The 21,927-nt window shown below is 69.3% G+C and carries 18 protein-coding genes and 1 pseudogene; 9 read left to right on the top strand and 10 right to left on the bottom strand.

What is annotated here, in order from left to right; all coding sequences use genetic code 11:
* Positions 1 to 5: 5 nt before the first annotated feature.
* Entirely contained in the window at positions 6 to 1,817 is a 1,812-nt protein-coding gene (locus F4X11_10905) for a cytochrome C oxidase subunit I (GenBank protein ID MYN65522.1), read from the bottom strand.
* A 159-nt stretch (positions 1,818 to 1,976) separates the two neighbouring features.
* On the opposite strand from F4X11_10905, the gene F4X11_10900 reads away from it, so the two are divergent.
* Positions 1,977 to 4,880 carry a TonB-dependent receptor gene (locus tag F4X11_10900; protein ID MYN65521.1) on the top strand — a complete coding sequence of 968 codons (2,904 nt, stop codon included), beginning with the start codon at positions 1,977 to 1,979 and terminating at the stop codon, positions 4,878 to 4,880.
* Positions 4,881 to 4,935: 55 nt separating this feature from the next.
* On the opposite strand, the gene F4X11_10895 is transcribed toward F4X11_10900, so the two are convergent.
* Positions 4,936 to 5,664: a TVP38/TMEM64 family protein gene (locus tag F4X11_10895; GenBank protein ID MYN65520.1), complete on the bottom strand. Its 729-nt coding sequence runs from the start codon at positions 5,662 to 5,664 to the stop codon at positions 4,936 to 4,938.
* 95 nt (positions 5,665 to 5,759) lie between these two features.
* On the opposite strand from F4X11_10895, the pseudogene F4X11_10890 reads away from it, so the two are divergent.
* The 3 genes and pseudogenes from F4X11_10890 (at position 5,760) to F4X11_10880 (ending at position 7,850) form a co-directional block, all read left to right on the top strand.
* Positions 5,760 to 6,128: pseudogene (locus F4X11_10890) on the top strand (L-serine ammonia-lyase).
* Positions 6,129 to 6,297: 169 nt separating this feature from the next.
* Positions 6,298 to 7,122 (top strand): three-Cys-motif partner protein TcmP, encoded by an 825-nt coding sequence (gene tcmP / locus F4X11_10885; GenBank protein ID MYN65519.1) that lies wholly within the window; start codon positions 6,298 to 6,300, stop codon positions 7,120 to 7,122.
* A gap of 2 nt (positions 7,123 to 7,124) precedes the next feature.
* A complete protein-coding gene (locus tag F4X11_10880; GenBank protein ID MYN65518.1) occupies positions 7,125 to 7,850 on the top strand; it encodes a phage Gp37/Gp68 family protein in 726 nt (241 codons plus the stop codon).
* Positions 7,851 to 7,995: 145 nt separating this feature from the next.
* Here the strand turns inward: F4X11_10880 and F4X11_10875 are convergent, their stop codons facing one another.
* Both F4X11_10875 and F4X11_10870 read right to left on the bottom strand, forming a co-directional pair.
* Positions 7,996 to 8,484 carry a type II toxin-antitoxin system VapC family toxin gene (locus F4X11_10875; GenBank protein MYN65517.1) on the bottom strand — a complete coding sequence of 163 codons (489 nt, stop codon included), beginning with the start codon at positions 8,482 to 8,484 and terminating at the stop codon, positions 7,996 to 7,998.
* On the bottom strand, positions 8,421 to 8,756 hold the full coding sequence (locus F4X11_10870) for a type II toxin-antitoxin system prevent-host-death family antitoxin (protein ID MYN65516.1): 336 nt from the start codon (positions 8,754 to 8,756) through the stop codon (positions 8,421 to 8,423). The genes F4X11_10875 and F4X11_10870 overlap by 64 nt, the downstream gene beginning before the upstream one ends.
* 236 nt (positions 8,757 to 8,992) lie before the next feature.
* On the opposite strand from F4X11_10870, the gene F4X11_10865 reads away from it, so the two are divergent.
* Positions 8,993 to 10,678: a sodium:solute symporter gene (locus F4X11_10865; protein ID MYN65515.1), complete on the top strand. Its 1,686-nt coding sequence runs from the start codon at positions 8,993 to 8,995 to the stop codon at positions 10,676 to 10,678.
* A 52-nt stretch (positions 10,679 to 10,730) separates the two neighbouring features.
* Here F4X11_10865 and F4X11_10860 read toward each other — a convergent pair whose 3' ends face one another.
* The 5 genes from F4X11_10860 to pcaH form a co-directional block, all read right to left on the bottom strand.
* The gene (locus tag F4X11_10860) at positions 10,731 to 12,233 is read right to left on the bottom strand and encodes a DASS family sodium-coupled anion symporter (GenBank protein ID MYN65514.1); all 1,503 of its coding nucleotides are present in this window, start codon (positions 12,231 to 12,233) and stop codon (positions 10,731 to 10,733) included.
* Positions 12,230 to 12,619, bottom strand: a complete 390-nt coding sequence (locus F4X11_10855; GenBank protein ID MYN65513.1) for a gamma-carboxymuconolactone decarboxylase — start codon at positions 12,617 to 12,619, stop codon at positions 12,230 to 12,232. The genes F4X11_10860 and F4X11_10855 overlap by 4 nt, the downstream gene beginning before the upstream one ends.
* A 76-nt stretch (positions 12,620 to 12,695) precedes the next feature.
* The gene (gene pcaB / locus F4X11_10850) at positions 12,696 to 14,072 is read right to left on the bottom strand and encodes a 3-carboxy-cis,cis-muconate cycloisomerase (protein ID MYN65512.1); all 1,377 of its coding nucleotides are present in this window, start codon (positions 14,070 to 14,072) and stop codon (positions 12,696 to 12,698) included.
* A 15-nt stretch (positions 14,073 to 14,087) separates the two neighbouring features.
* Positions 14,088 to 14,648 carry a protocatechuate 3,4-dioxygenase subunit alpha gene (gene pcaG / locus F4X11_10845; protein ID MYN65511.1) on the bottom strand — a complete coding sequence of 187 codons (561 nt, stop codon included), beginning with the start codon at positions 14,646 to 14,648 and terminating at the stop codon, positions 14,088 to 14,090.
* Between the two features lie 9 nt (positions 14,649 to 14,657).
* Positions 14,658 to 15,353, bottom strand: a complete 696-nt coding sequence (gene pcaH, locus F4X11_10840; GenBank protein MYN65510.1) for a protocatechuate 3,4-dioxygenase subunit beta — start codon at positions 15,351 to 15,353, stop codon at positions 14,658 to 14,660.
* A gap of 160 nt (positions 15,354 to 15,513) precedes the next feature.
* Between pcaH and F4X11_10835 the strand changes: the two genes are divergently transcribed.
* Together F4X11_10835 and F4X11_10830 are read left to right on the top strand one after the other, a co-directional pair.
* Positions 15,514 to 16,629 (top strand): hypothetical protein, encoded by a 1,116-nt coding sequence (locus F4X11_10835; GenBank protein MYN65509.1) that lies wholly within the window; start codon positions 15,514 to 15,516, stop codon positions 16,627 to 16,629.
* A gap of 120 nt (positions 16,630 to 16,749) precedes the next feature.
* Positions 16,750 to 17,493, top strand: a complete 744-nt coding sequence (locus tag F4X11_10830; protein ID MYN65508.1) for a DNA-binding protein — start codon at positions 16,750 to 16,752, stop codon at positions 17,491 to 17,493.
* Between the two features lie 21 nt (positions 17,494 to 17,514).
* On the opposite strand, the gene F4X11_10825 is transcribed toward F4X11_10830, so the two are convergent.
* Positions 17,515 to 18,867, bottom strand: a complete 1,353-nt coding sequence (locus tag F4X11_10825) for a quinoprotein glucose dehydrogenase (GenBank protein MYN65507.1) — start codon at positions 18,865 to 18,867, stop codon at positions 17,515 to 17,517.
* A 188-nt stretch (positions 18,868 to 19,055) separates the two neighbouring features.
* On the opposite strand from F4X11_10825, the gene F4X11_10820 reads away from it, so the two are divergent.
* Both F4X11_10820 and F4X11_10815 read left to right on the top strand, forming a co-directional pair.
* On the top strand, positions 19,056 to 20,336 hold the full coding sequence (locus F4X11_10820; GenBank protein ID MYN65506.1) for a valine--pyruvate transaminase: 1,281 nt from the start codon (positions 19,056 to 19,058) through the stop codon (positions 20,334 to 20,336).
* Between the two features lie 79 nt (positions 20,337 to 20,415).
* A complete protein-coding gene (locus F4X11_10815; GenBank protein MYN65505.1) occupies positions 20,416 to 21,903 on the top strand; it encodes a CoA-acylating methylmalonate-semialdehyde dehydrogenase in 1,488 nt (495 codons plus the stop codon).
* The last annotated feature ends 24 nt before the right edge of the window (positions 21,904 to 21,927 follow it).

Below are 21,927 nucleotides of genomic sequence, written 5' to 3'. Positions count from 1 at the left end.
GTTCGCTACACCTTGGCCTGCTCGGCCGCCGCCGTATCGGGTTCACCCTGCATCAGGAAGTCGCGGGCCGCGCCCGGCACGCTGTACTCGTAAGGCCCGCGGTACGCCATCGGCGGCGCCGAGAAGTTGCCGTGCGGCGGCGGCGACGGCGCCTGCCACTCGATGGTCGTGGCCTGCCACGGGTTGTCGTCCACCTTCTCGCCGTGCTTGATGCTGCGGAAGAAGTTGTAGATGAACGGGAGCTGGAACAGGCCGAGCACCCACGCGCCGATGCTGATCACCTCGTTCAGCCACAGCACGTCCGCGTTCATCATGTACTGCTCGCCGCCGTCGTACATCCGGCGGTTCATCCCCGCCAGCCCCTGGTAGAGCATCGGCATGAAGACGACGTTGATGGAGACGAACGAGCCCCAGAAGTGGACCCGCCCGAGGAAGTCGTTCATCTTCCGGCCGGTCGCCTTCGGGAACCAGTAGTAGATGCCGCCGAAGAGCGCCATCAGCGTGCCCGGCGCGACCACGTAGTGGAAGTGGCCGATGACGTAGTAGGTGTCGTGCAGGTGGATGTCGGGCGCCGACAGGCCCAGCGGCAGCCCGGTCAGCCCGCCGATGCCGAACATCGGCAGGAACGCCAGCGCGAACAGCATCGGCACCGTGAAGCGGATCGACCCGCCGTAGAGCGTGATGAACAGCGCCGACAGGATGACGACCGACGGGATCGAGATGATCATCGTCGTCGTCTGGAAGAACGAGCTCATCGTCGTCCCCATGCCGGTCAGGAACATGTGGTGCGCCCAGACGACGAACGACATGAAGCCGAGGAACACGACCGAGTAGACCAGCACGCGGTAGCCCCACACCGGCTTGCGCGTGTTGTTGGCGATGATCTCGCCGACGATGCCCAGCGCCGGCAGGATCAGGACGTAGACCTCGGGATGCGCGAGGAACCAGAACAGGTGCTGCCACAGCAGCACGCTGCCGCCCCCGGTCGCCTCCCACGGCGCGTCGGCGTAGACCAGGCCGGCCGGCAGGAAGAAGCTGGTGCCCGCCACGCGGTCCATCAACTGCATGACGCCGGCCGCCTCGAGGGGCGGAAAGGCCAGCAGCAGGAGGAACGCGGTGACGAGCTGCGCCCAGACGAAGAACGGCAGGCGCATGAAGCTCAGGCCCGGGACGCGCAACTGAATCGTGGTGACGATGAAGTTGACCGAGCCGAGCAGCGACGACGTGATCAGGAAGATCATCCCGATCAGCCACATGGTCTGGCCGGTGGTCGCGAAGACCGACAGCGGCGCGTAGGATGTCCAGCCCGAGTTCGCCGCGCCGCCGGGCACGAAGAAGCTGGCGAACATCACCACGCCGCCGACGAAGAACGACCAGTAGCTGGCCATGTTCAGCTTCGGGAACGCCATGTCCGGCGCGCCGATCTGCAGCGGCAGCACGAAGTTGCCGAACCCGCCGACGGCCAGCGGCACGACCCCGAGGAACACCATGATGGTGCCGTGCATGGCCCCGAGCTGGTTGTAGAACTCCGGCAGCATGATGCCGCCGGGCGCCCGCTCGTCGCCCAGCCACTCGCCGATCAGGGGAATCGGCTCCCCGGGGTAGGCGATCTGCCAGCGCATCAGCATCATCAGCAGGAAGCCGAACAGCAGGAAGAGCAGCCCCGTCACGGCGTACTGGATGCCGATCACCTTGTGATCGACGGAGAACACGTACGTCTGCCAGAAGCCGAGGTCGTGGTGGCCGTGGTCGTCGTGGGCGTGTTCGTCGTGCCCGTGCGCATCCGCCGCCGGGGCGGCGTGCTCGGTGGTCGTCACGTCAGCCAACGTCGTGACTCCTTTCGTGCAGCGTCACGCTGTCTCTGACCCGCTCCGTTCCGTGGGGAATGCGTGCGGGGCGATTCGAATCGTGTTCCCGTGTCCTGCGCGGGCGACACGACCCCTCACGTCGGGGATCGCCCGCGCCGGCAGAATTCTATGTCGGCGGGTCCGGCCGGCGCAACCTGCGACTCGCGGGCAACGGTGCGGCCCCGCGGTGACCCGCTGAATCGCCCGTTTCCGCGGACACGTGATAAAACGAATGTGTGCCAGCGGAGATTCGTGTTATCACGATTCCCGGTTCGCGGCGGGCGTTCGGCACCGACCTCGACGCCGGTTCCCGAGGGGGGCTCCATGCTTCGCTACGCATTGACTTCTGCGGTCGTCTTCGGTCTGGTCATCGCCGCGCCGGCGCCCGGCGCCGCGCAGGAGGGGCAGCTCACCGGCACGGTCGTCGACGCGACCGGCGCCGTGCTGCCCGGTGCGGCCGTCACGCTGCTCGGCGGCCCGGAGGGTTCGCGTTCCACGGTGACCGATGCCGCGGGCCGCTTCACGTTCGCCGCTCCTTCCCCAGGTGTCTACACGGTGACCGTCTTCCTGAGCGGCTTCGGCGAGGTGACGGTGGACGGGGTCGAGGTCGCTGCCGATCCGGTGGAGCTGCCGGGCATCACCCTCCGACTGGCGGCGTTCGACGAGGCGGTGGTCGTCTCCGCGACCCGCATCGAGGAGCCGCTGCAGCAGGTGCCGATGAGCATCTCGGCGGTGACCGGCGCGGACATCGAGCGGCGGGCGATCGACAACCTGACGGAGCTGTCGCGCTGGACTCCCGGTCTCACGGTCGTCGATCAGGGTGCGCGGGGCAGCAACGTCGTCATCGTGCGCGGCCTGCATACCGACGCGCTGAACGGGTCGGAGGCGGCGGGCAACAACTACAACAACGGGGTCGCCACCTACCTCGGCGACATCCCGCTGGCGGTCGACCTCCGGCTGCACGACATCGAGCGGGTGGAGGTGCTGCTCGGACCGCAGGGGACGCTGTACGGCGCCGGCACGCTGGCCGGTGCGGTGCGCTATCTACCGCGCCGCCCGGACACCGAACGCCGCACGCTGGAGGTCCGCGGCGACCTGTTCGCACTGGCCCACGGCGGGGCGCCCGGCTCGGACGCCGGCCTCACGTTCAACCTGCCGTTGGTCGAGCGCCGGCTGGCGCTGCGCGGTTCCGTCGACCGCTTCGCCGATCCGGGGTTCATCGACTACGACTACCTGCTCCGCACGCCCGGCGTATCCGAGCCGGAGCCGGACCTGGCGGATCCGCAGGCGGTGGCCGCGAACCTGCGGTCGGAGCCGGACGCCAACACCGAGGACACGCTCGCAGCGCGGCTCTCCCTCTTATGGAACGCGACCGCGGACCTGTCCGCGCTCTTCGCCTACCACCTGCAGGACCAGCGGGTGGGCGCGCGGCAGGTCAACCACGCGCGGTCTTTCGACACCGGGCGCTACGTCTCCGCGCACCGTTACCTGGAGCCCAACGACCGGAAAAACGAGCTGCTGAGCCTCGAGGTGACCTGGGCGCCGGGGGCGGTGGAGCTGACCTCGGCGGCCGGCTACTCCCGATTCTCGGCGCAGGGGCAGCGCGACCAGACCGACCTGCTGATCCAGGCGTTCGGCATAGGGGGGCTGCTGCCCGGCACGTTCCCCGCGCTGGCGCGGGCGCAGGCCCTCGACCCCGGCATCTCGGTCGCGGACCTGACGTCGCAGTTTCGCTCGTTCTCCGCCTACACGCGGGAGGATTCGCGCGAGGAGCGGCTCAACTGGGAGACCCGCCTGGTTTCCACCGGCGACGGTCCATGGCGCTGGGTCGGCGGCGTTTTCTTCAATCGGTACGACAGCAGCGGGACGAGCTTCGAGTACGCGCCCGGGCTGTCCGCGTTCTCCGGCGTCACGCCGATCCTGTCCGGCAGCCCCGTAGCCGAGCCGGTCGAGTACTACAGCCTCGGCACGCAGGCGGTGGACGAACGCGCGTTGTTCGGCGAGATCTCGCGCAACCTCGGCGAGCGGTGGCGGGTGACGGGGGGCGGCCGCTGGTTCGGCTACGGCGTCGCGACCGGCAACCTCACCGAGTTCCCGTACACGCCGATGTACAACTCGCCGTTCACCGACTACGCGTCCGATGACAGCGGCGTCCTGTTCAAGGGCAGCCTCAGCTACCGGCTCGACGACGAGACGAACGTCTATTTCACGCGGTCCGAGGGCTATCGCATCGGCGGCGGCAACAACTTCCGGGTCTGCACCGACGAGGAGCTGGCGCTGCTGACGGACGCCGACCCTGCCAACGACCCGCCGCAGTCGGGTTGCATCTACGCCGACCAGGCGTTGATCCGGCCGGACACCACCACCAACTACGAAGCGGGGCTGCGGCGCTCGTGGGCCGACGAACGGGTCACCTTCAGCGGCACGCTGTTCCACGTCGACTGGACCGACATCCAGGTGGCCGGCCTCACCCCCTTCAGCGCCGAGCCGATTACGCTGAACGGCGGCGGCGCCGTCAGCCGCGGGGTGGAGGTGGCGTCGGCCGCGAGCGTAAGCGACGCTCTGCGGCTCCGGGGTTCGTGGTCGTACACGCGTGCGGAGTTGAGCGTGGACTCGCCCGGCCTGCTCGACGGCGGCGCCGACGCCTTCGCGGGCGACCGGCTCTCGGGCGCGCCGCGGCAGCAGGGGAGCCTGCTCGCCTCCTACGCCACGCTGCTCGGCGACGACATGGCGTTCGACGTGCAGTACGGCTACAGCTACGTCGGCGACGTCCTCACGCGGATCGGGATGCGGGCGGGTGGCGAGACGCTGCCGGCCTACGACCTGCACAACCTGTCGGCATCGATCTCCAGGGACGCCTGGACCCTGACGTTCTATGCGGACAATCTGCTCGACGAGTACGCGGTCACGGGCGTGCGCCAGACTCCCGATCTGATTGGCGTCACCGAGGACGGCTTCCGGTCGCGCCGCTATTTCGCCAACGTGCTGGCTCCGCGGCGGGCGGGCGTGCGTCTTCGGTACGCCTTCCGGTAGTTGTGCAATCGGAATCGCTGGGGACGATTGCCGGGCCAGGTCGGCACCGGGAGACTCAGCCGGCCGCGGGCTCGGTCTCGCCGGTCGCTTCCCTGATGGCGCGCCGCGCTGTGCGCGTGACGATGGTCGTCACGGCTATGGTTGCGAGCAGGCCCAGAGCGACGACGGCGTAGTAGCCGGGGCCCCGGTCGGGACCGGTCTCGCTGGTCAGGCGCACGATGTCGCCGGCCACGAAGCCGGAGTAGGTGTAGAGGAGCGAGCCGGGCAGCATCCCGATGGAGGCCGCCACGTAGTCGACGAAACGCACGTTCGTCAGCCCCAGGCCGTAGTTCAGCATGTTGAACGGGAAGACCGGCGAGAGGCGGAGCAGAAGGACGATCTTGAACCCCTCGCGTCCGACGGCGCGGTCGATCGCGGCGAACCGCGGGTTCCCGGCCACCCGCTGAGCAATCGCCTCGCGGGCGACGAAGCGGGCGAGGAGGAACGCGAGCGAGGCGCCGGTCGTGGCGCCGATCATGACGTAGACGACCCCCTGCCCGAGCCCGAAGATCGCGCCGGCGGCCAGTGTGAGCACGGACCCCGGGATGAACGCCACCGTGGCGGCGACGTAGCCCAGCATGAAGACGATCGGTCCGAGCGCCCCGAGACCGTCGACCCAATCGACGAACCGGTCGAGAAAGACGCCGAACTGCCGGCCGAGCGCGGCCAGGGCGATGACGGCGACGACGCCCACGAGGACGCGGGCGACCGGCAGGCTCTTCGGGGCTGCGGATTCGTTGCTCATCTGTGCCGGATCGTACCACCGCGGCAGGTCGGTGAGAACCCGGTTCGACCCGACGACCGGGCGCGGGGCGCCTGCCCGGTGGCGCTGTCGCGCCCCAGGGCGAGGTGGGCTCGGCTTGCTCGATGGCCGCGGCCGGCTTCACCGAGGTCTTCGGCGGCACGCCGGCGCAGGCGGAGAACGCGGCCGAGATCGCCATGGAGCACAATCTCGGCCTCACCTGCGACCCGATCGGCGGACTGGTGCAGATCCCCTGCATCGAGCGCAACGCCATGGCCGCGGTCAAGGCGATCAACGCGGCGCGCCTGGCGCTGCGCGGCAGCGGCGAGCACGTGGTGTCGCTGGACAAGGTGATCCGGACGATGCGCGACACCGGCCGCGACATGCAGGAGAAGTACAAGGAGACCTCTCGCGGCGGCCTCGCGGTGCACGTGGTGCACGTGCCGGTCAACGTCATCGAGTGCTGACCTCGCTCCAGCCCGGTGCTGTGCGAGTCTCGGCCACAGACGCTGCGCGCGTAGTGCGTGGCGCGGGCCGTTCCTTGCGTGGCAGCATGAGCACGGCTGGAAGGGGTGGCGAATAAAATGCGAACATCCGTGCTATCATCTGCGGACGGCGGTCGTGCACGGAGGGACGATGCAATTCGGCGGAGCGTGGACAGAAGAAAAGCTGGGAATCCTCGAGCGCTATCTCGATGCCTACACGACGGCGCTGAAGAGCACGCCGTTCAAGCTGGTGTACATCGATGCCTTCGCCGGCACCGGCCTAATCGACCTGCAAGAGGATCGTGACGCTGTGGGCTTCCGTGGCGGCTCGACCCGACGCGCCATTCAAATCCGCGACAAGCCGTTCGACGAGTTGGTCTTCATCGAGAAGGATCCCGCACGGTGTGCGCACCTGGAGAAGCTCCGGGACGAGTACCCCGGCAGGAGAATCACGGTCGAAAACTCCGAGGCGAACAGCTCTCTTTGCGATCTTCGCAAGGACTGGCGTACGTGGCGAGGCGTGTTGTTTCTCGATCCGTTCGCCACCGAGGTCGAATGGTCCACCATCAAGGCGATAGCGGACTTCCAGGCGCTGGATACATGGATCCTGTTCCCCGTTTCTGCGATTGTTCGCATGCTACCCAGGTCGCGGAAACCGGATGACATCTCGCCCGGGTGGGTGAGTCGCCTGACCCGAGTCTTCGGCGATCAGAGTTGGCGTGAATTGTATACGCAAAGCCCACAGCGGAATCTCTTTGGAGATTCTGGATCGGAGCGCCAGAGCGGCGTCGACGGCCTGGTGAGCATCTACAAGAAAAACCTCGAGCGCCTGTTCGGCCAGCGTTTCCTGTCGACTTCCAGACGTCTCAAGACCTCCACTGGATCGCCGCTGTTCGAGTTCATGTTCTGTGTCGGGAACCCACGGGGAATCGGACCTGCGACGCGCATCGCAGGTCACATCCTGGATCGCATGTAGTCATGTCCACGCGCTCAGGCATTGAGTGGACCGAGACCACGTGGAACCCCGTTACCGGGTGCTCGAAGATCAGCCCGGGGTGCGCGCATTGCTACGCCGAGCGAATGGCGAGGCGGCTACAGGCCATGGGCGTCGGCAAGTACCGGCGCGGATTCGACGTCGCGGTGCACGAGAACGCGTTGGCCGAGCCGCTTCGCTGGAGGCGGCCGCGACTGGTGTTCGTCAACTCGATGTCGGATCTCTTCCATAGCTCGGTGCCGGCGCCGTTCATTGAGGCAGTGTTCGACGTCATGAACCGAGCCGGTCAGCACGCCTTTCAGGTGCTGACCAAGCGGCCGGACCGCGTCAAGCTATTCGAGAAGCGGTTGCATTGGACGCCGAACATCTGGCTCGGTACGAGTATCGAATCGGAGAGATGGCTCGGTCGTCGGGCGCTGCTCGTGGGATCCGGCGCCCGAACGAAATTCCTGTCGCTGGAGCCTCTGTTGGGTCCGCTGCCCGGTCTGGATTTGAGCGGTATCGACTGGGTGATTGTCGGGGGCGAATCGGGTCCCGGCGCCCGACCGATGCAGGCCGAGTGGGTCAGAGCGATCCGGGACGGGTGCGTGCGACGCAACGTGCCGTTCTTCTTCAAACAGTGGGGAGGCGTGTTCAAGAAGCGCGCAGGCCGCACGCTGGACGGCCGGACCTGGGATCAGATGCCAGTTGTCGCGGCAACTGTGAGATGATCCGTCACCGCTTGAAGCGCGTCCGGCAGGGCTCGTCGTCGCACGCCCGGACGTCCGGCCGGCTTCGCCGCCATGGATCCTGACCATCGCATCCGCGCCGCGGCCTTCGCCGCGATGTCGCAGCTGACGCCAACCACCGGGGACGTCAACCCCCGCCGCCTGTCCACGGGTTCAGGACCTCGACGTCGAAGGGGGCGAAGTCGCCGGTGTCGCGGGTCGCCACGACGAGTTCGTTGGCGGCGGCGGTGCCGGCGATCAGCGCGTCGGCAGTCTGTCCGGGCCTTCCGGCGCGACGTGCCCGTGCGCGCAGCATCGCCGCCCGTTGGGCAGCCTCGCGACTCAGCGGCAGGATGCGGTTCTCGTAGTTCGTGACCATCCCGGCGATCAGGGTCGCAACCGCGAGGCGGCGCCGTCCCCGCGGGAGCAAGTGGACCCCGTATTCCATCTCGTACAGCACAACGACGGAGAGCCAGACACGGTCGTGCCGGTCGCGCAGAAACTCGGTCACGCGGGGGTCCGGTTCCGGTTTGATCGCTTCGGAAACGACGTTGGTGTCGAGGAGGAATCCGGTCACTCGCCGGTCTCCCGGTCGCGGTGCTCCTGTTCGAGGGCCTTCCAGTCGTCCTCCGTCCAGTCCTCGAACGCGCCGGGACGCTCCTCTCCTTCATCGCGTGGCGGGAGCTCGAGCGCTCCGATGCGAGGGGCGTGCGCGATCAGCCACTGTCCCAGCGACGGTCCCGGTTCGTTCCTCTCGTCCCAGACGCTGGCCGGGACGACGACGAACTCCTTGCGGGTGCCGATTCGTTGCGGCCCCTCGTCCTCCGCCCGGCGCAGCACCTCGGACAGTCGGGCCTTCGCCTCGGCGACGGTCCAGGCGCGCGGAGACTTGCGTTCAGAGGTGACCATTCGGCGCTCCCGGTGGCTAATGCCGTCGCAATAAATATACACTAGTCTAGACTAGACCATATTGGCGGTCAAGCGGTCAGGACGAGACGGCGGTGGGCCGCCGCCGTTCCCCGGCTATACTCGCCCTGTGACCCGCATCTACGTCGCGGTCGTCGTCGTCGAGGTCCTGGTGCTCGTGGCGCTGTGGCTCCTCTCCCGGTACTTCGCCGCGTGAACACCGCTCCCGAGCCTGTCCGATGCACCTCCTCGACTGGACGATCATCGTCGCCTACCTCGCCTGGGTCCTCTACGACGGCGTGAAGCGCGCGCGAGGCACCGGCGCGGTCGACGGCTACTTCCTGGCGTCGCGCTCGCTGCCGTGGTGGGCGGTCGGGCTGTCGGTGATGGCGACCCAGATGAGCGCGATCACCCTGGTCGGCACCACCGGGCAGGGCTACGACGACGGCATCCGCTTCGTGCAGTTCTACTTCGGGCTGCCGCTGGCGATGATCATCCTGTCGGTGACCCTGGTGCCGTTCTTCCACCGGGCGCGGGTGTTCACCGCCTACGAGTACCTGGAGCGGCGCTTCGACGCGCGGACGCGGGCGCTGACGAGCCTGCTGTTCCTGCTCTCGCGCGGCCTCGGGGCGGGGGTGGTCATCGCGGCGCCGGCCGTCATCCTCTCCATCGTGCTCGGGTGGAGCCTGCCGCTCACGATCCTGGCCATCGGGATTCCGACGACCCTGTACACGATGCTGGGCGGGGTGCAGGCCGTCACCTGGGCCGACGTCAAGCAGATGGTGGTGATCATGATCGGCGTCACCGCCGCGGTGACCGCCCTCATCGTCGGCCTGCCGGACGACGTGAGCCTCGAGCCGGTGCTCCATGTCGCCGGCGCCACCGGGCGGTTGCAGGCGATCGACTTCACCTTCGACCTGAACGAGACCTACACCTTCTGGTCGGGCCTCATCGGCGGGCTGTTCCTGGCGCTGGGCTACTTCGGCTGCGACCAGAGCCAGGTACAGCGCTACCTGACCGCGAAGTCGGTGGACGCGGGGCGGCAGTCGCTGCTGATGAGCGCGTTCGCGAAGATTCCGCTGCAGGTGCTCATCCTGACGATGGGCGTGCTCGTCTTCTGCTTCTACCTGTTCACCGAGCCGCCGATGCTCTTCAACGCGTCGCACGAGGCGGCGGTCGAGGCGAGCGGCCGGGCGGGCGAGTACCGCGCGCTCGACGACGAGTTCCGGGCCGCCCATGCCGACCGGCGCGCCGACGCGGCGGCGGTGGTGGCGGCGCGGCAGGCGGGCGACGACGGGGCGGCGCAGTCCGCCACGGCGGCTTTCGTGGAGAGCGACGGACGGGTCAACGACGTCAGGGCGCGTGCGCGAGACCTGGTGCGCGACGTGACGGGGGACGCCGCCTACAGCGACGTCAACTACGTCTTCCCGACCTTCATCACCACCCAGCTTCCCATCGGTCTCGTCGGGCTGCTGATCGCCGCCATCTTCGCGGCGGCCATGTCGAGCATCGCGGCCGAGCTCAACGCGTTGTCGGCGGCCAGCACCATCGACTTCTACCGCCGCCACTTCCGGCCGGGCGCGTCCGACGCGCACTATCTCCTGGTGTCGAAGCTGGCCACCGGCTTCTGGGGCATCTTCGCCGCGATTATCGCGCTCTACGCCGCCAACCTCGGCTCGCTGATCGAGGTGGTCAACCGCTTCGGGTCATTCTTCTACGGCTCGCTGCTCGGGGTCTTCGTCCTCGCGGTTGGCATGCCCCGCTCCACCGCCGCCGGCGCCTTTTGGGGCCTGATCGGCGGCATGGCGTCGGTGGCCGTGGTCGCCACTCTCACCGACGTGTCGTTCATGTGGCACAACCTGGTCGGGGTCGCCGCCGTCTGCGTGATCGGCTGGATCAGCACGCTCGGCCGGCCGGCGGCATAGCGGCGTTACCACAACGCCCTGCATCGGGTGTCGGCGGAACCCGTGGTCCGGCCTACAGCAACCCCACCAGCGGCCCGATCACGATCAGCAGCGCCGTCATCAGCACGACCCATACCGCGCTGATCACGAGGCCTGGCGGCAGCATGTCGAACATCCGGTAGTAGCCCCGGCTGTAGGTGACCAGGGGCACGGCGTCGAGCGGCAGCAGGAAGGCGCACGACGCGGTGAAGATGACCGGCAGCGCGTAGAGGGCCGGGTTCACGCCGGCCGCCGCGCCGAGCACCATGATCGGCGGGATCATCACGGCGTTGATGACCGGCGCGATCGGCAGCATCAGGTGGATGACCACCGTGAAGGCGCTGATCGCGGCGATGAGGGCGACGGCGTTCCAGTCGGCGAGGCCGCCCAGGGCCGACTCGGCGAGCCACGCCGCCAGACCGGTCCGCGACGACGCCTGGCCCAGCGACGTCACGCCGCCGATCACCATCAGCGTGTCCCAGCCGGTGACCTGCTGGACCTCCTTCCAGGTGAAGAGGCCGATGCCGGGCAGGAACATCGCCACAGCGCCGACGACGGCGACCAGGAAGGTGTCGAACACCGGCAGCCACGTGCTGGCGATCCAGAGGGTGAGCATCGCCCCCATGATGGCGATCACCTTCCACTCGGCGGTGCTGACCGGCCCGATCCGGCGCCGCTCGTCGTGAATCTCCTCCAGGTCGCCGATGGAGGCGATCTCCGGTGGAAAGAACTTCACCAGCACCCAGGCCGCCACCGGCAGCAGGACGGCTACCATCGGGATGCCGATCGCCATCCAGTGCAGGAACGGGACGCGCTCGCCGCCGGCCTGCTCGATCATGACCAGGCCGAGCAGGTTGATCGAGCTGCCCGCCGGCGTGCCGACGCCGCCGATCAGCGCCGCGATCGGGATGCCGATCATCACCGCCCGGCCGAAGCGGGAGCCGGGCCGCAGCCCCAGCTTGTCGAGGATGCCGACGGCGATGGCCATGAAGATGGCGGCGGCGGGCACGTCGGAAACGACCATCGAGATCAGGCCGGTGCCGATCATGAACACGTACACGGCCCGCGTGGCGTCGGTGCCCGCCCGCGCGATCAGCCACAGCGCGAAGCGGCGGGCCAGGCCGGTCTTCACCCACGCGTAGGCGATGGCGAACATCACGAGCACGAAGAAGAAGACGCTGCTCATGAAGTTGGCGGCGGCCGCCCCGAAGATGGCGCCGGGGGTGGGCGGCCGCCCGCTGACCAGCGAGGTGAGGCCGAAGAGCGGCTGCAGGGCCAGGGCCAGCAGGGAGGTCACCGCGATCGGCAGCGCCTCGGTGGACCACAGCACCAGCACGCCGGCGAACAGCGCGGCCAGCCGATGCGCCTCCGGCGGGAGCCCTTCCGGCGTCGGCAGGATCAGGATGAAGCCGGTCAGGGCCGCCGCGCCCAGCAGCCCGGCAGTGGTGACGTTCGAGCCGCTTGTGCCCTGGGCGCCCGACCCCGGTGCGGCGGGGCTCGCGGCGCCGGCGGCCGGGCCGGCATCCCCCGCGGTCATGAGCCGTCCCCGATCTCGTCGAGGACCTGCCGAGCGACGTTGATGGCCGTCAGCGCCGCCGGCGCCCCGCAGTAGATCGCCTGCTGGAGCACGATCTCGTTGATGTCGTCCATGGAGAACCCGCCCTCGGCGAGCGCCGCCCGCACGTGTATCCGGTACTGGTCCCACTGCCGGAGCGCGATCTGCGTGCCGATCACCAGCACGCGGCGCGTGCGGTGGTCGAGGCCCGGCCGCGTCCAGACTTCTCCCCACGCGTAGCGCGTGATCAGGTCCTGGATCTCCGTGGTGGCGTCGGTCGTATCGGCGACCGTCCGGTTGACGTAGGCGTCGCCCAGAATCTCCCGCCGTATCGCCATTCCCGCCGCGTGCCGTTCGCTGTCGTCCATTGCAGCCTCGGTGTGTCAGGAGCTCGACGGCCGTCCTGCTCCGGCCCCGGTGATCGAGAACGAGAGCCGGCGGCCGTCAGCGTCGACGTGCATCGTCTCCGCCGGGAGCGTCCAGCCGCTCCAGGACCCGGTCGATGTAGGTGCGGGTGGCGCCCAGGTAGTCGTCCGCCGAGAGCAGCCGCGCGATGGCCGCGGAATCGAGATGTCGCGCCACCAGCGGGTCGTCGGCCAGCACGTCGGCCAGGGGACGTCGCTCGGCCTCGGCTCGCCTGCACGCCCCCGCGATGCAGGCGTGCGCCTCGTGCTTGCCGATCGACCCGGCGAGCGCCATGGCGACGGATTCGGCCAGGAGGATGCCGCCGGAGGCGTCGGCGTTGGCGCGCATGCGACCGGTGTCGACGGCCAGTCCGTCCAGCGCGTCGGTTGCCGCCCGCGCCCCGCCCGCCGCAATCACCACCAGATCGGGCAGCGTATCCCATTCGACCTGCCAGCCGCCGAGGCCGCGCTCGTGCTCCTGCACCAGGGCGCCGAGCATCGTCGCCACCAGTCCGGGCGCGCGGCCGGCGGCGGCCAGCGCGATGGACGCCGCGACCGGATTCTGCTTCTGCGGCATCGTCGACGACCCGCCGCGTCCCTGCCCCGGCCGCTCGCTGACTTCGCCGACCTCGGTCTGCGCCAGCAGGGCGACGTCGCGCCCGATCTTGCCGGCCGTGCCGGCCGCGATGCCGAGGGCGCAGGCGAGCTGCGCGAACCGGTCGCGGTGCGCGTGCCAGGGGACGTCCGGGGCCGGCAGGCCGAGGCGGGCGGCCAGCGCCTCGGTGACGGCCGGGCCCTGCGGCCCGAGCGACGCCAGGGTGCCCGAAGCGCCGCCGAGCTGCAGCACGAGCGCGCCGTCGAGCGCGGCCCGCAGCCGGCCCCGCACGCGGTCCAGCGCGTCCGCCCAGCCTGCCGCCTTGAGCCCGAAGGTCACCGGTGTCGCCTGCTGTAACCAGGTGCGGCCGGCCATGGTCGCCCCGGCGTGGCGGCGCGCGTGGGCCGCGGCGGCCAGAACGCCTCGATCCAGGTGGTCGATCACGGTGGGAACCGCGGTGCGGAGTTGCAGCACCAGACCGGTGTCCAGGACGTCCTGGCTGGTCGCGCCCCAGTGGACGAAGCGCGCCGCCTCGGCGTCCGACTCCTCCACCCGGGCGGTCAAATGCCGCACCACCGGGATCACGGGATTGCCCGTTTCGGTCGCCTCGACGGCGATGCGCACCCGGTCGTACAGCTCGGCCCGCGCGGCGGCCCGGATGGGGGCGACGCAACCCGGGGGAATCACTCCGACCTGCGCCTCCGCCGCCGCGAGCGCGGCCTCGACGTCCAGCATCGCCTGAAGCTGCGCCCGGCCGGAAAAGTGCGCTGCGACGTCCGCGTCGCCCAGCACCCGGGCGTGCAGGCGCGCGCCGTGGGTCATCGCCGATCCGACCCGTCAGACATCGAAGAACACCGTTTCGCCCCGCCCCTGGAGCACGATGGCGTGACCGTACCGTCCGGCGCCTCGGTGTGCCGCGACGAGCGTGTGCCGGCGGTCCGGCGCGACGTGGGCCAGGATCGGATCCAGGGCGTTCCAGGGCTCGTCTTCGAAGTAGATGCGCGTGACGAGCCGCGTCAGCAGCCCGCGGGCGAAGAGCCCGACCATCAGATGCGGCGCCTGGGGCCGGCCCCTGGGTCCGGGTACCGATCCCGGCTTGATGGTTTCGATGTGGAAGCGGCCCTTGACGTCGGCATGCACCCGGCCGAACCCGTCGAACGTGTGGTCGCGCCCCTTGGTGCGCGGGTCCTCGGGGTGATTGCAGCGTCCGGCGGCGTTCGCCTGCCAGATCTCGATGAGGGCATCCGGCACCGGTTGGCCGATGCCGTCGCGGACCACGCCCTCGATGACGATGCGCTCCCCCGGCGTCTCGTCCGTCACGAGCGCCAGGTGGCCCCGTTCCGGCACGAGCACTGCAAAGAAGGGGCCTACGGTCTGGGCAGGTGTGAGCGGCAGCATGGCGGGCGCCTAGCCTTGCAGCGGGGTGGCGTCGCGCCCGCGCAGGACGATGTCGAAGCGGTATCCGAGCGCCCGTCCGGGCTCCGTCACATCGAGGTCGAACGCAGCCACCAGCCGCTCGCGCCCCGCGGCGTCGGGCACCGCGTTGAATATCGGATCGAGGGCCAGCAGCGGATCGCCGGGAAAGTACATCTGCGTCATCAGCCGGGTCAGGAAGCTGCGCCCGAAGACCGAGAAGTGCACGTGCGCCGGGCGCCAGGCGTTGTCGTGATTGGCCCAGGGATACGCCCCCGGCCTGATGGTCGTGAACCGGAACCGGCCCGCGGCGTCGGTGAGCATGCGGCCCGCCCCGCTGAAGTTCGGATCGAGCGGCGCGTCATGGGTGTCTCCCGCGTGGGCGTAGCGGCCGGCGGCGTTCGCCTGCCAGATCTCGACCAGCGTTTCGGGGACCGGTCGTTCATCCTCGTCCAGCACTCTCCCGGCGATGACGATGCGCTCGCCGACGGGTGCGCCGTCGTGCTGCCGCGTCAGGTTGCCGTCGAGCGGTCCCACCGGTCCGTAGCCGTGGACGGGACCGGTGATCTCGGACAGCGTCTGCGGAATCACCACCAGCGGTTGCGCGGGATGGCGCAGCGCGGTGGACCGGTACCCCGGCACGTCGTTCGGTGGATCGTGGCCGGCCGGCGGACGGCGATAGGGGTGAATCTGGGACGCCACGGCGCCCGACAATCGTAGCGGACTTCACCCGGACCCGCACGTTTCCGGCCTCCGCGCACGCTCCGGCGGAGGGCGCTAATATTGCGTATCGACAGAGCACGTGGGGGACGCGTCCTTGCCGGGCCGCAGTGGAGAGGGAGTAGAGCCAATGCTGAATGCGGGTCGACGTGGTTCGGTTCTCGGAGTCGCTGTCGCGTTGATCGTGCTGGCGGGGCTGCTGCTCGGTCCGGTCGCGGACGTCCAGGCCCAGTCGTCGACGACCAACCCGTACCGGGCGACCTTCGGGTGGGAGAAGATGCCCGAGGGCCGCGTGATGGGCACGGTGAGCGGGGTCTTTCCCGATCCCGACGGCGAGCACCTCTGGATCCTCGACCGCTGCGGCGCGAACCAGTGCGCCGGCTCCGACCTGGACCCGATCATGAAGTTCGACCTCGAGGGGAACCTGGTCGACAGCTTCGGCGCCGGGCTCTTCGGCTTCCCGCACGGGTTCTTTCTCGACCACGAGGGATTTCTGTGGGTGACCGAGGGCGGGTCGCACGGCGACTCGCGGGCCACGCCGGGAGAGCGAATCGGCATCGGGCACCAGGTGCTGAAGCTGAACCAGCGTGGCGAGGTCGTGATGCGCCTGGGCGAGGCCGCCGTCTGGGGCGACGACGAGCATCACTTCAACGGCCCTTCCGGGGTCGTCGTCGCGCCCAACGGCGACATCTGGGTGTCGGACGGCCACCGCGGCGGCAACAACCGGATCGTGAAGTTCTCGAGTGACGGCACCTTTCTGCTGGCGGTGGGCGGCGGGGTCGGCTCGGAGAGCAAGGAGGCCGCCGGCTTCAGCGATCCGCACGACATCAAGATGGACTCCCAGGGGCGCGTCTACGTCGCCGACCGGGGCAACAGCCGGATCCAGGTGTTCGATTCCGAGGGCGACCTCCTGTACATCTGGACGCACTACGGCAAGCCGAGCGGCCTTTTCATCGACCACAACGACATCCTCTACGCCGGCGACGGCCTGTCCGGGATGGTGCGCCAGGGACCTCCCGACAACTGGCGCAGCAACCTCGGCTGGGACAAGGGCGTGCGGATCGGCGATCTGAAGACCGACCAGGCGTGGGTGACGCACTTCATTCCCCAGCACGACGAGGATGTCGGCGCGGGCATCGAGTTTCTCGGCGTCGACTTCGACGGCAACATCTATGCCGGGGAGGTCAGCCGGCGGCGGCTCGTGCGCTACGTGCTGCATCGGCCGTCGGAGCTGCTCGTGCGCTGACGGGCTTCGCGCCGGAGGCGGGGGCCTGCCGTCGGGCGCCACCGGCGGACTCCTTCTCGACGTTTTTGCGAACGACAGGATGCAGACGCCGGCCGAGCACTCGCTCCGGAGCAAGATCAGATGAGTGCGAGAACGTTGTTCCTGGCTTGGCAGGACAATCGGAGCCGGCAGTGGTTCCCGGTGGGCCGGCTCGACGCGGACCCGGAGCACTCGAAGTTTCGGTTTCGCTATACCGGCGGCGCCGAGCGCGCGCAGCGGGACGTGGGTTTTCCCCTGGCGGCCGATTTTCCGTCGCTGCGGGAGGATTATCGGTCGCCGGAGCTGTTTCCGTTCTTCAGGAATCGCATCACGACGCTCGGGCGGCCGGACTTCGTCACCTACGTGAGGAACCTCGATCTGTCGGTGCAGGCGGATCCGATCGAGATTCTGGCGGTGGACGGCGGGGCCTCCGGCACCGACGCCTTCGAGGTGTTTCCGCAGATCACCAAGGGCGACGACGGCGGGTTCCGGTGCCGGTTCTTCCTGCATGGCTGGCGCTACGTGAACCGCACCGCGCAAGCGCGGCTCGACCGCGTGGTGGCTGACGATCGGCTCCACGTGACGCTGGAGTTGTCCAACCCGGTCGCCCGGGTGGCGGTGCAGCTCCAGACCCTCGACTATCACGTCATCGGCTGGGCGCCGCGGTATCTGGTGAAGGACCTCTTGATGGCGATGGCGGAGAGTCCGGGGACCTGCGTGGCCCACGTGGTACGGGTCAATCCGCTGCCGGCGCCGTCGAAGCAGCGCCTGCTGATCGAGCTGGCCGGCAACTGGGGCGGCCACGAGCCCATGACCGACCGCGACTTCCTGCCGCTGGTCGGATAGAGACGGTCGGGTGTTTCCTCGTCAGCGTCGGTCGCCGCGGTAGGTGAACTCGAGCAGCGCCCCCGGATGCTCCAGCGCACGCGTCCGCTCTCCGGCCGCGTTGCGCGTGGGGCCGGTGTTGTCGGTGACGACATAGATGGCTCTTCCGTCGGGACGTACCGCGATGTCGCGGTAGCGGTTGGTCGACTTCAACTCCATCACCGGCATGCCGGCCGCGCGCGTGTGGTCGGCGCCGAGCGGTATCCGGTAGATTGCGCCGCGGGTGAGGCTGGCCAGCAGCAGCGAGTCCGACCAGCCGGGCACGCCCGCCGCGTGCAGATAGATATCCAGTCCGGAAGCGGCCACGGTGGCCGCGCCGTTGGCGATGAAGTCGTAGTCGTTGCCGACGGTGAAGAACGTCGCCAGCGGCGGCTCGAAGCGGGGATGGCTCCACTCGGTTTCCGCCTGGCTCGGCACGGAGGGGGGAGGTTGGCGGACGTTGGGCAGGTTCCGGCACGGCGTCGGCGACGACGCCGACCAGTTGGCGTAGACGTACGCCCGGTCGTCGCGCCGGCCGGCGATCTCGGGCCAACCGTAGCTGGCCCCGGCGACGATCCGGTTGACCTCGTCGTCGGTGCTCGGGCCGTGCTCGGCGGCGAACAGCCGGCCCTCCGCGTCGAACACCAGTCCCTGCGGGTTGCGGTGCCCGTAGCTGTAGACGTGGCTCCGGACCCCGTCGAGCACGGGGTTGTCGTCCGGGATCGAGCCGTCGAGGTCGAGGCGCAGGATCTTGCCCGGGTAGCTCGACCAGTCTCCGGCGGCGATCTGTTCCGTGGAAGGGAGCACCTGCGAGAGGATGGGGTTGCAGCGGTTCCGCTGCCAGTTGCCGCCCTGATCGCCGATGGAGAGGTACAGCTTGCGGTCCGGTCCCAGGATCAAACGCCCGCCCAGATGATCGTCGTGCGCCGGCAGATCCGTGATGAGGTCGACCGGGGCGGTGAGCGTCTCGCTGGCCGAATCGTAGGTATAGCGCTGAATCCGGGTCCGCGCGCCAATCGGGCCGCCGGCGCCGGAATCGTAGTTCCAGGCGACGTAGACGAAATCGTTGCCGGTCCCCGCGAGCAGCTCGGGATGCAGCGCCATGCCGAGCACCCCGTCCTGCAGCACCGCCTGGTAGGCGGCGGGGAGTTCCAGGGCGACGGTCCGCGCGCCGTCGGCCGGGCGCACGCGGACGATGCGTTTCCCGGCGCGCTCGGTCACCCACAGGTGATCGTCGGGACCCCAGGTCACCTCCCAGGGGAAGTCCAGGTCCGCTGCCACGACGCGGAAGTCGAACGCTGCCGGCGGCGCGTCGGCCGCTTCCTGCGCGGCCGCCGGCGCGTTCACGCAGACCATGACCAGGGCGATCCCGTGGACGACGCGTCGAAACATCGGTCCTCCTCCAGCCACGCGGCGTGTCACCACGGGCTCCCGGTCGCGGGCGACAGGCCCGACCGGTGGCAAGTGCTCCGGGGCCGGACGCGCCGCCCCCCGGTGATCGTAGCGGACCACTGCCGCCCCTGTTCGTTCTATCGTTATAAGGGATGGATGTTTCGGCGTACGGGCGACGGCTGCTGGGCGACTCCGGCACGCGGTCGCTGATGGACGACCTCGGCGCAATCGCGGCGGCCGGCGGCGCGATCATGAATCTGGGCGGGGGCAGTCCGAGCCTGATACCAGCCGCGGAAGCGACGTTCCGCCGCCACATGGAGTCGCTGTTGCGGCGCGAAGGGGCGTTCGAGCGGGCCATCGGACTGTACGGCGGACCGGAGGGTGATCGAGATTTCGCCGGGGCCCTGGCCGGACTACTTCGGCGCGAGGTCGGCTGGAAGGTCACCGCGCGCAACATCGCCCTGACCAACGGCAGCCAGTCCGCCTTCCTCCCGCTGTTCAATCTGCTGGCGGGGCCTATGGGCGACGGCCGGCCGGCGCGCCGCATCCTGCTGCCGCTCTCGCCCGAGTACATCGGCTATGCGGACCTCGGCTTCACGCCCGGCCTGTTCACCGCGCGCCGTTCGACCATCCACGAGCTCGACGACAAGCTCTTCAAGTACGGTGTGGACTTCGACGGCCTGGACGAGGTGGAGGACATCGGTGCGATCTGCGTATCGCGGCCCACCAACCCGACCGGCAACGTGATCACAGACGAGGAGGTCGCGCGGCTCGGCGCCGTCGCCCGGGCCCGCGGCGTGCCCCTCATCCTGGATACCGCGTACGGCGCGCCGTTTCCCGGCATCGTATTCGGCGAGTCGACACCCGTGTGGGACGAGCACACGGTCGTCTGCATGAGCCTGTCCAAGCTGGGACTTCCCGGATTCCGCACCGGCATCGTGATCGCGAACGAGGAGATCATCGAGTCGCTGTCGGCCGCCACCGCGATCTACTGCCTGTCGCCGGGCAGGCTCGGCCCCGCGCTCGCCACCGAGCTCATCGAGAGCGGGGAGCTGCTGCCACTCGCGCGCGACGTCATCCGACCCCACTACGCCGATCGCGCGGCCCGCGCGGTCGACCGGCTCCGCGCCGGACTGCGCGACTATCCCATCAGAATTCACAAGCCGGAGGGGGCCTTCTTCCTGTGGCTATGGATGCCGGGGCTCCCGACAGGCAACGCGGCGCTCTACGAGCGGCTCAAGCAGCGCGACGTCATCGTCGTCTCCGGCCACTACTTCTTTCCGGGGCGCGAGGACGACGACTGGCCGCACAAGCGGGAGTGCATCCGCATCAGCTACGCCGACGACTGGGAGCGGACGGAACGCGGGCTGGACATCATCGCGGAGGAGGTGGGGCGGGCGTACGACGGCGCCGCCGGCCGCCGCACCGCTTGACCCTGTCGTCCGCGTCGGCACCGCCGGGTCGTAACCCTCCGGTGGACCGTTTCGCCGCGAGTGCGGCAAACTCTGGCCCATGAACAAGCTGAAGCTCTTCGTAGACGGTCGATTCATAGAAAGCAGCGCCGGCGGCATCGACGTGACCGATCCCGCCACCCAGGAGGTGCTCTGCGAGGTGCCCTTCGCCACCGCGGACGAGGTGGACCGGGCGGTCCAGGGGGCGAAGGCGACCTTCCGGACCTGGCGCGAGGTGCCGACGCCCGAGCGCGCGCGGCTGCTTTTCGCCTACCAGGACATCCTGAAGAAGAACCAGGACGACATCGCCCGGCTGCTGTGCCGGGACACCGGCAAGACCTGGGAGGACGCGCGGGGCGAGGTCTGGCGCGGCATCGAGGTGGCGGAGCACGCCTGCGGCATCGCGTCGCTGATGATGGGCGAGACGGTGGAGAACGTCGCCCGGGGCATCGACACCTACAGCCTCGTCCAGCCCGTCGGGGTGTGCGCCGGCATCACGCCGTTCAACTTCCCGGCCATGGTGCCGTTGTGGATGTTCCCGCTGGCCGTCGCCTGCGGCAACACCTTCGTGCTGAAGCCGTCGGAGCAGGATCCGACGGTCCCCAACCGGTTGATGGAGCTGCTTGCCGAGGCCGGCGCCCCGGACGGGCTGGTGCAGGTGATCCACGGCGGCAAGGAGCAGGTGGAGGCGCTGCTGACGCACCCCGACGTGCGCGCGGTCAGCTTCGTCGGCTCGGCGCCGGTCGCCAGGATCATCTATTCCACGGCTGCCGCCCACGGGAAGCGGGTGCAGGCCCTGGCCGGCGCCAAGAACCACCTGGTGATCCTGCCCGACGCCGACAAGGAGCAGGCCATCGCGAGCCTGGTCGGCGCCACCTGCGGCGCCGCGGGCCAGCGCTGCATGGCGATCAGCGCCGCGGTGCTGGTCGGCGCGGCGGCCGACTGGGTGGACGACCTGAAGGAAGCCATGGCGGCGGTGCGGCCGGGACCCTGGGACGACAAGAACGCGAGCTACGGTCCGCAGATCACCCGCGCCGCGCGGGAGCGGATACTCGGCTACATCGAGCGGGGCAAGGCCGAGGGCGCGCAGTGTCTCCTGGACGGCAGCGGCTGCGCGGTGGACGGCTACCCCGACGGCAACTGGGTCGGACCGACGCTGTTCGCCGGCGTCAGGCCGGAGATGTCGATCTACAGGGACGAGATCTTCGGCCCGGTGCTCGTCACCTCCGAGGTGCAGACTCTCGACGACGCCATCGAGTTGATCAACGCCAACCCCTTCGGCAACGGCGTCTCCCTCTTCACGGCGTCCGGCGGCGCCGCGCGCCGGTTCCAGCGCGAGATACGGGTAGGGCAGGTGGGCATCAACATCCCCATCCCGGTGCCGCTGCCGTTCTTCTCGTTCACCGGCTGGAAGGATTCGTTCTTCGGCGATCAGCACGTCTACGGCAAGGAGGCGGTGCGCTTCTACACCGAGACCAAGACCGTCACGGCGCGCTGGTTCGATTCCGCGCCGGTGGCAGGTCCCAACATGACGATCCGGCTTGGGTAGGTTTGGAGAGGTCGCTCTGGCGAG

Source organism: Acidobacteriota bacterium (genome assembly GCA_009861545.1).
GTDB lineage: Bacteria > Acidobacteriota > Vicinamibacteria > Vicinamibacterales > UBA8438 > WTFV01.
The sequence above is the reverse complement of the archived record's forward strand: the minus strand, read 5'-3'. Positions and strand labels throughout refer to the sequence as shown.

Bases quoted from the DNA above. Each gene is read 5' to 3' on its own strand.
- F4X11_10900 (MYN65521.1), top strand. From the start codon at position 1,977: ATGTCGGCGGGTCCGGCCGGCGCAACCTGCGACTCGCGGGCAACGGTG.
- F4X11_10895 (MYN65520.1), bottom strand. From the start codon at position 5,664: ATGAGCAACGAATCCGCAGCCCCGAAGAGCCTGCCGGTCGCCCGCGTC.
- tcmP (MYN65519.1), top strand. From the start codon at position 6,298: ATGCAATTCGGCGGAGCGTGGACAGAAGAAAAGCTGGGAATCCTCGAG.
- F4X11_10880 (MYN65518.1), top strand. From the start codon at position 7,125: ATGTCCACGCGCTCAGGCATTGAGTGGACCGAGACCACGTGGAACCCC.
- F4X11_10870 (MYN65516.1), bottom strand. From the start codon at position 8,756: ATGGTCACCTCTGAACGCAAGTCTCCGCGCGCCTGGACCGTCGCCGAG.
- F4X11_10865 (MYN65515.1), top strand. From the start codon at position 8,993: ATGCACCTCCTCGACTGGACGATCATCGTCGCCTACCTCGCCTGGGTC.
- F4X11_10860 (MYN65514.1), bottom strand. From the start codon at position 12,233: ATGACCGCGGGGGATGCCGGCCCGGCCGCCGGCGCCGCGAGCCCCGCC.
- F4X11_10855 (MYN65513.1), bottom strand. From the start codon at position 12,619: ATGGACGACAGCGAACGGCACGCGGCGGGAATGGCGATACGGCGGGAG.
- pcaB (MYN65512.1), bottom strand. From the start codon at position 14,072: ATGACCCACGGCGCGCGCCTGCACGCCCGGGTGCTGGGCGACGCGGAC.
- pcaG (MYN65511.1), bottom strand. From the start codon at position 14,648: ATGCTGCCGCTCACACCTGCCCAGACCGTAGGCCCCTTCTTTGCAGTG.
- F4X11_10835 (MYN65509.1), top strand. From the start codon at position 15,514: ATGCTGAATGCGGGTCGACGTGGTTCGGTTCTCGGAGTCGCTGTCGCG.
- F4X11_10830 (MYN65508.1), top strand. From the start codon at position 16,750: ATGAGTGCGAGAACGTTGTTCCTGGCTTGGCAGGACAATCGGAGCCGG.
- F4X11_10825 (MYN65507.1), bottom strand. From the start codon at position 18,867: ATGGTCTGCGTGAACGCGCCGGCGGCCGCGCAGGAAGCGGCCGACGCG.
- F4X11_10820 (MYN65506.1), top strand. From the start codon at position 19,056: ATGGATGTTTCGGCGTACGGGCGACGGCTGCTGGGCGACTCCGGCACG.
- F4X11_10815 (MYN65505.1), top strand. From the start codon at position 20,416: ATGAACAAGCTGAAGCTCTTCGTAGACGGTCGATTCATAGAAAGCAGC.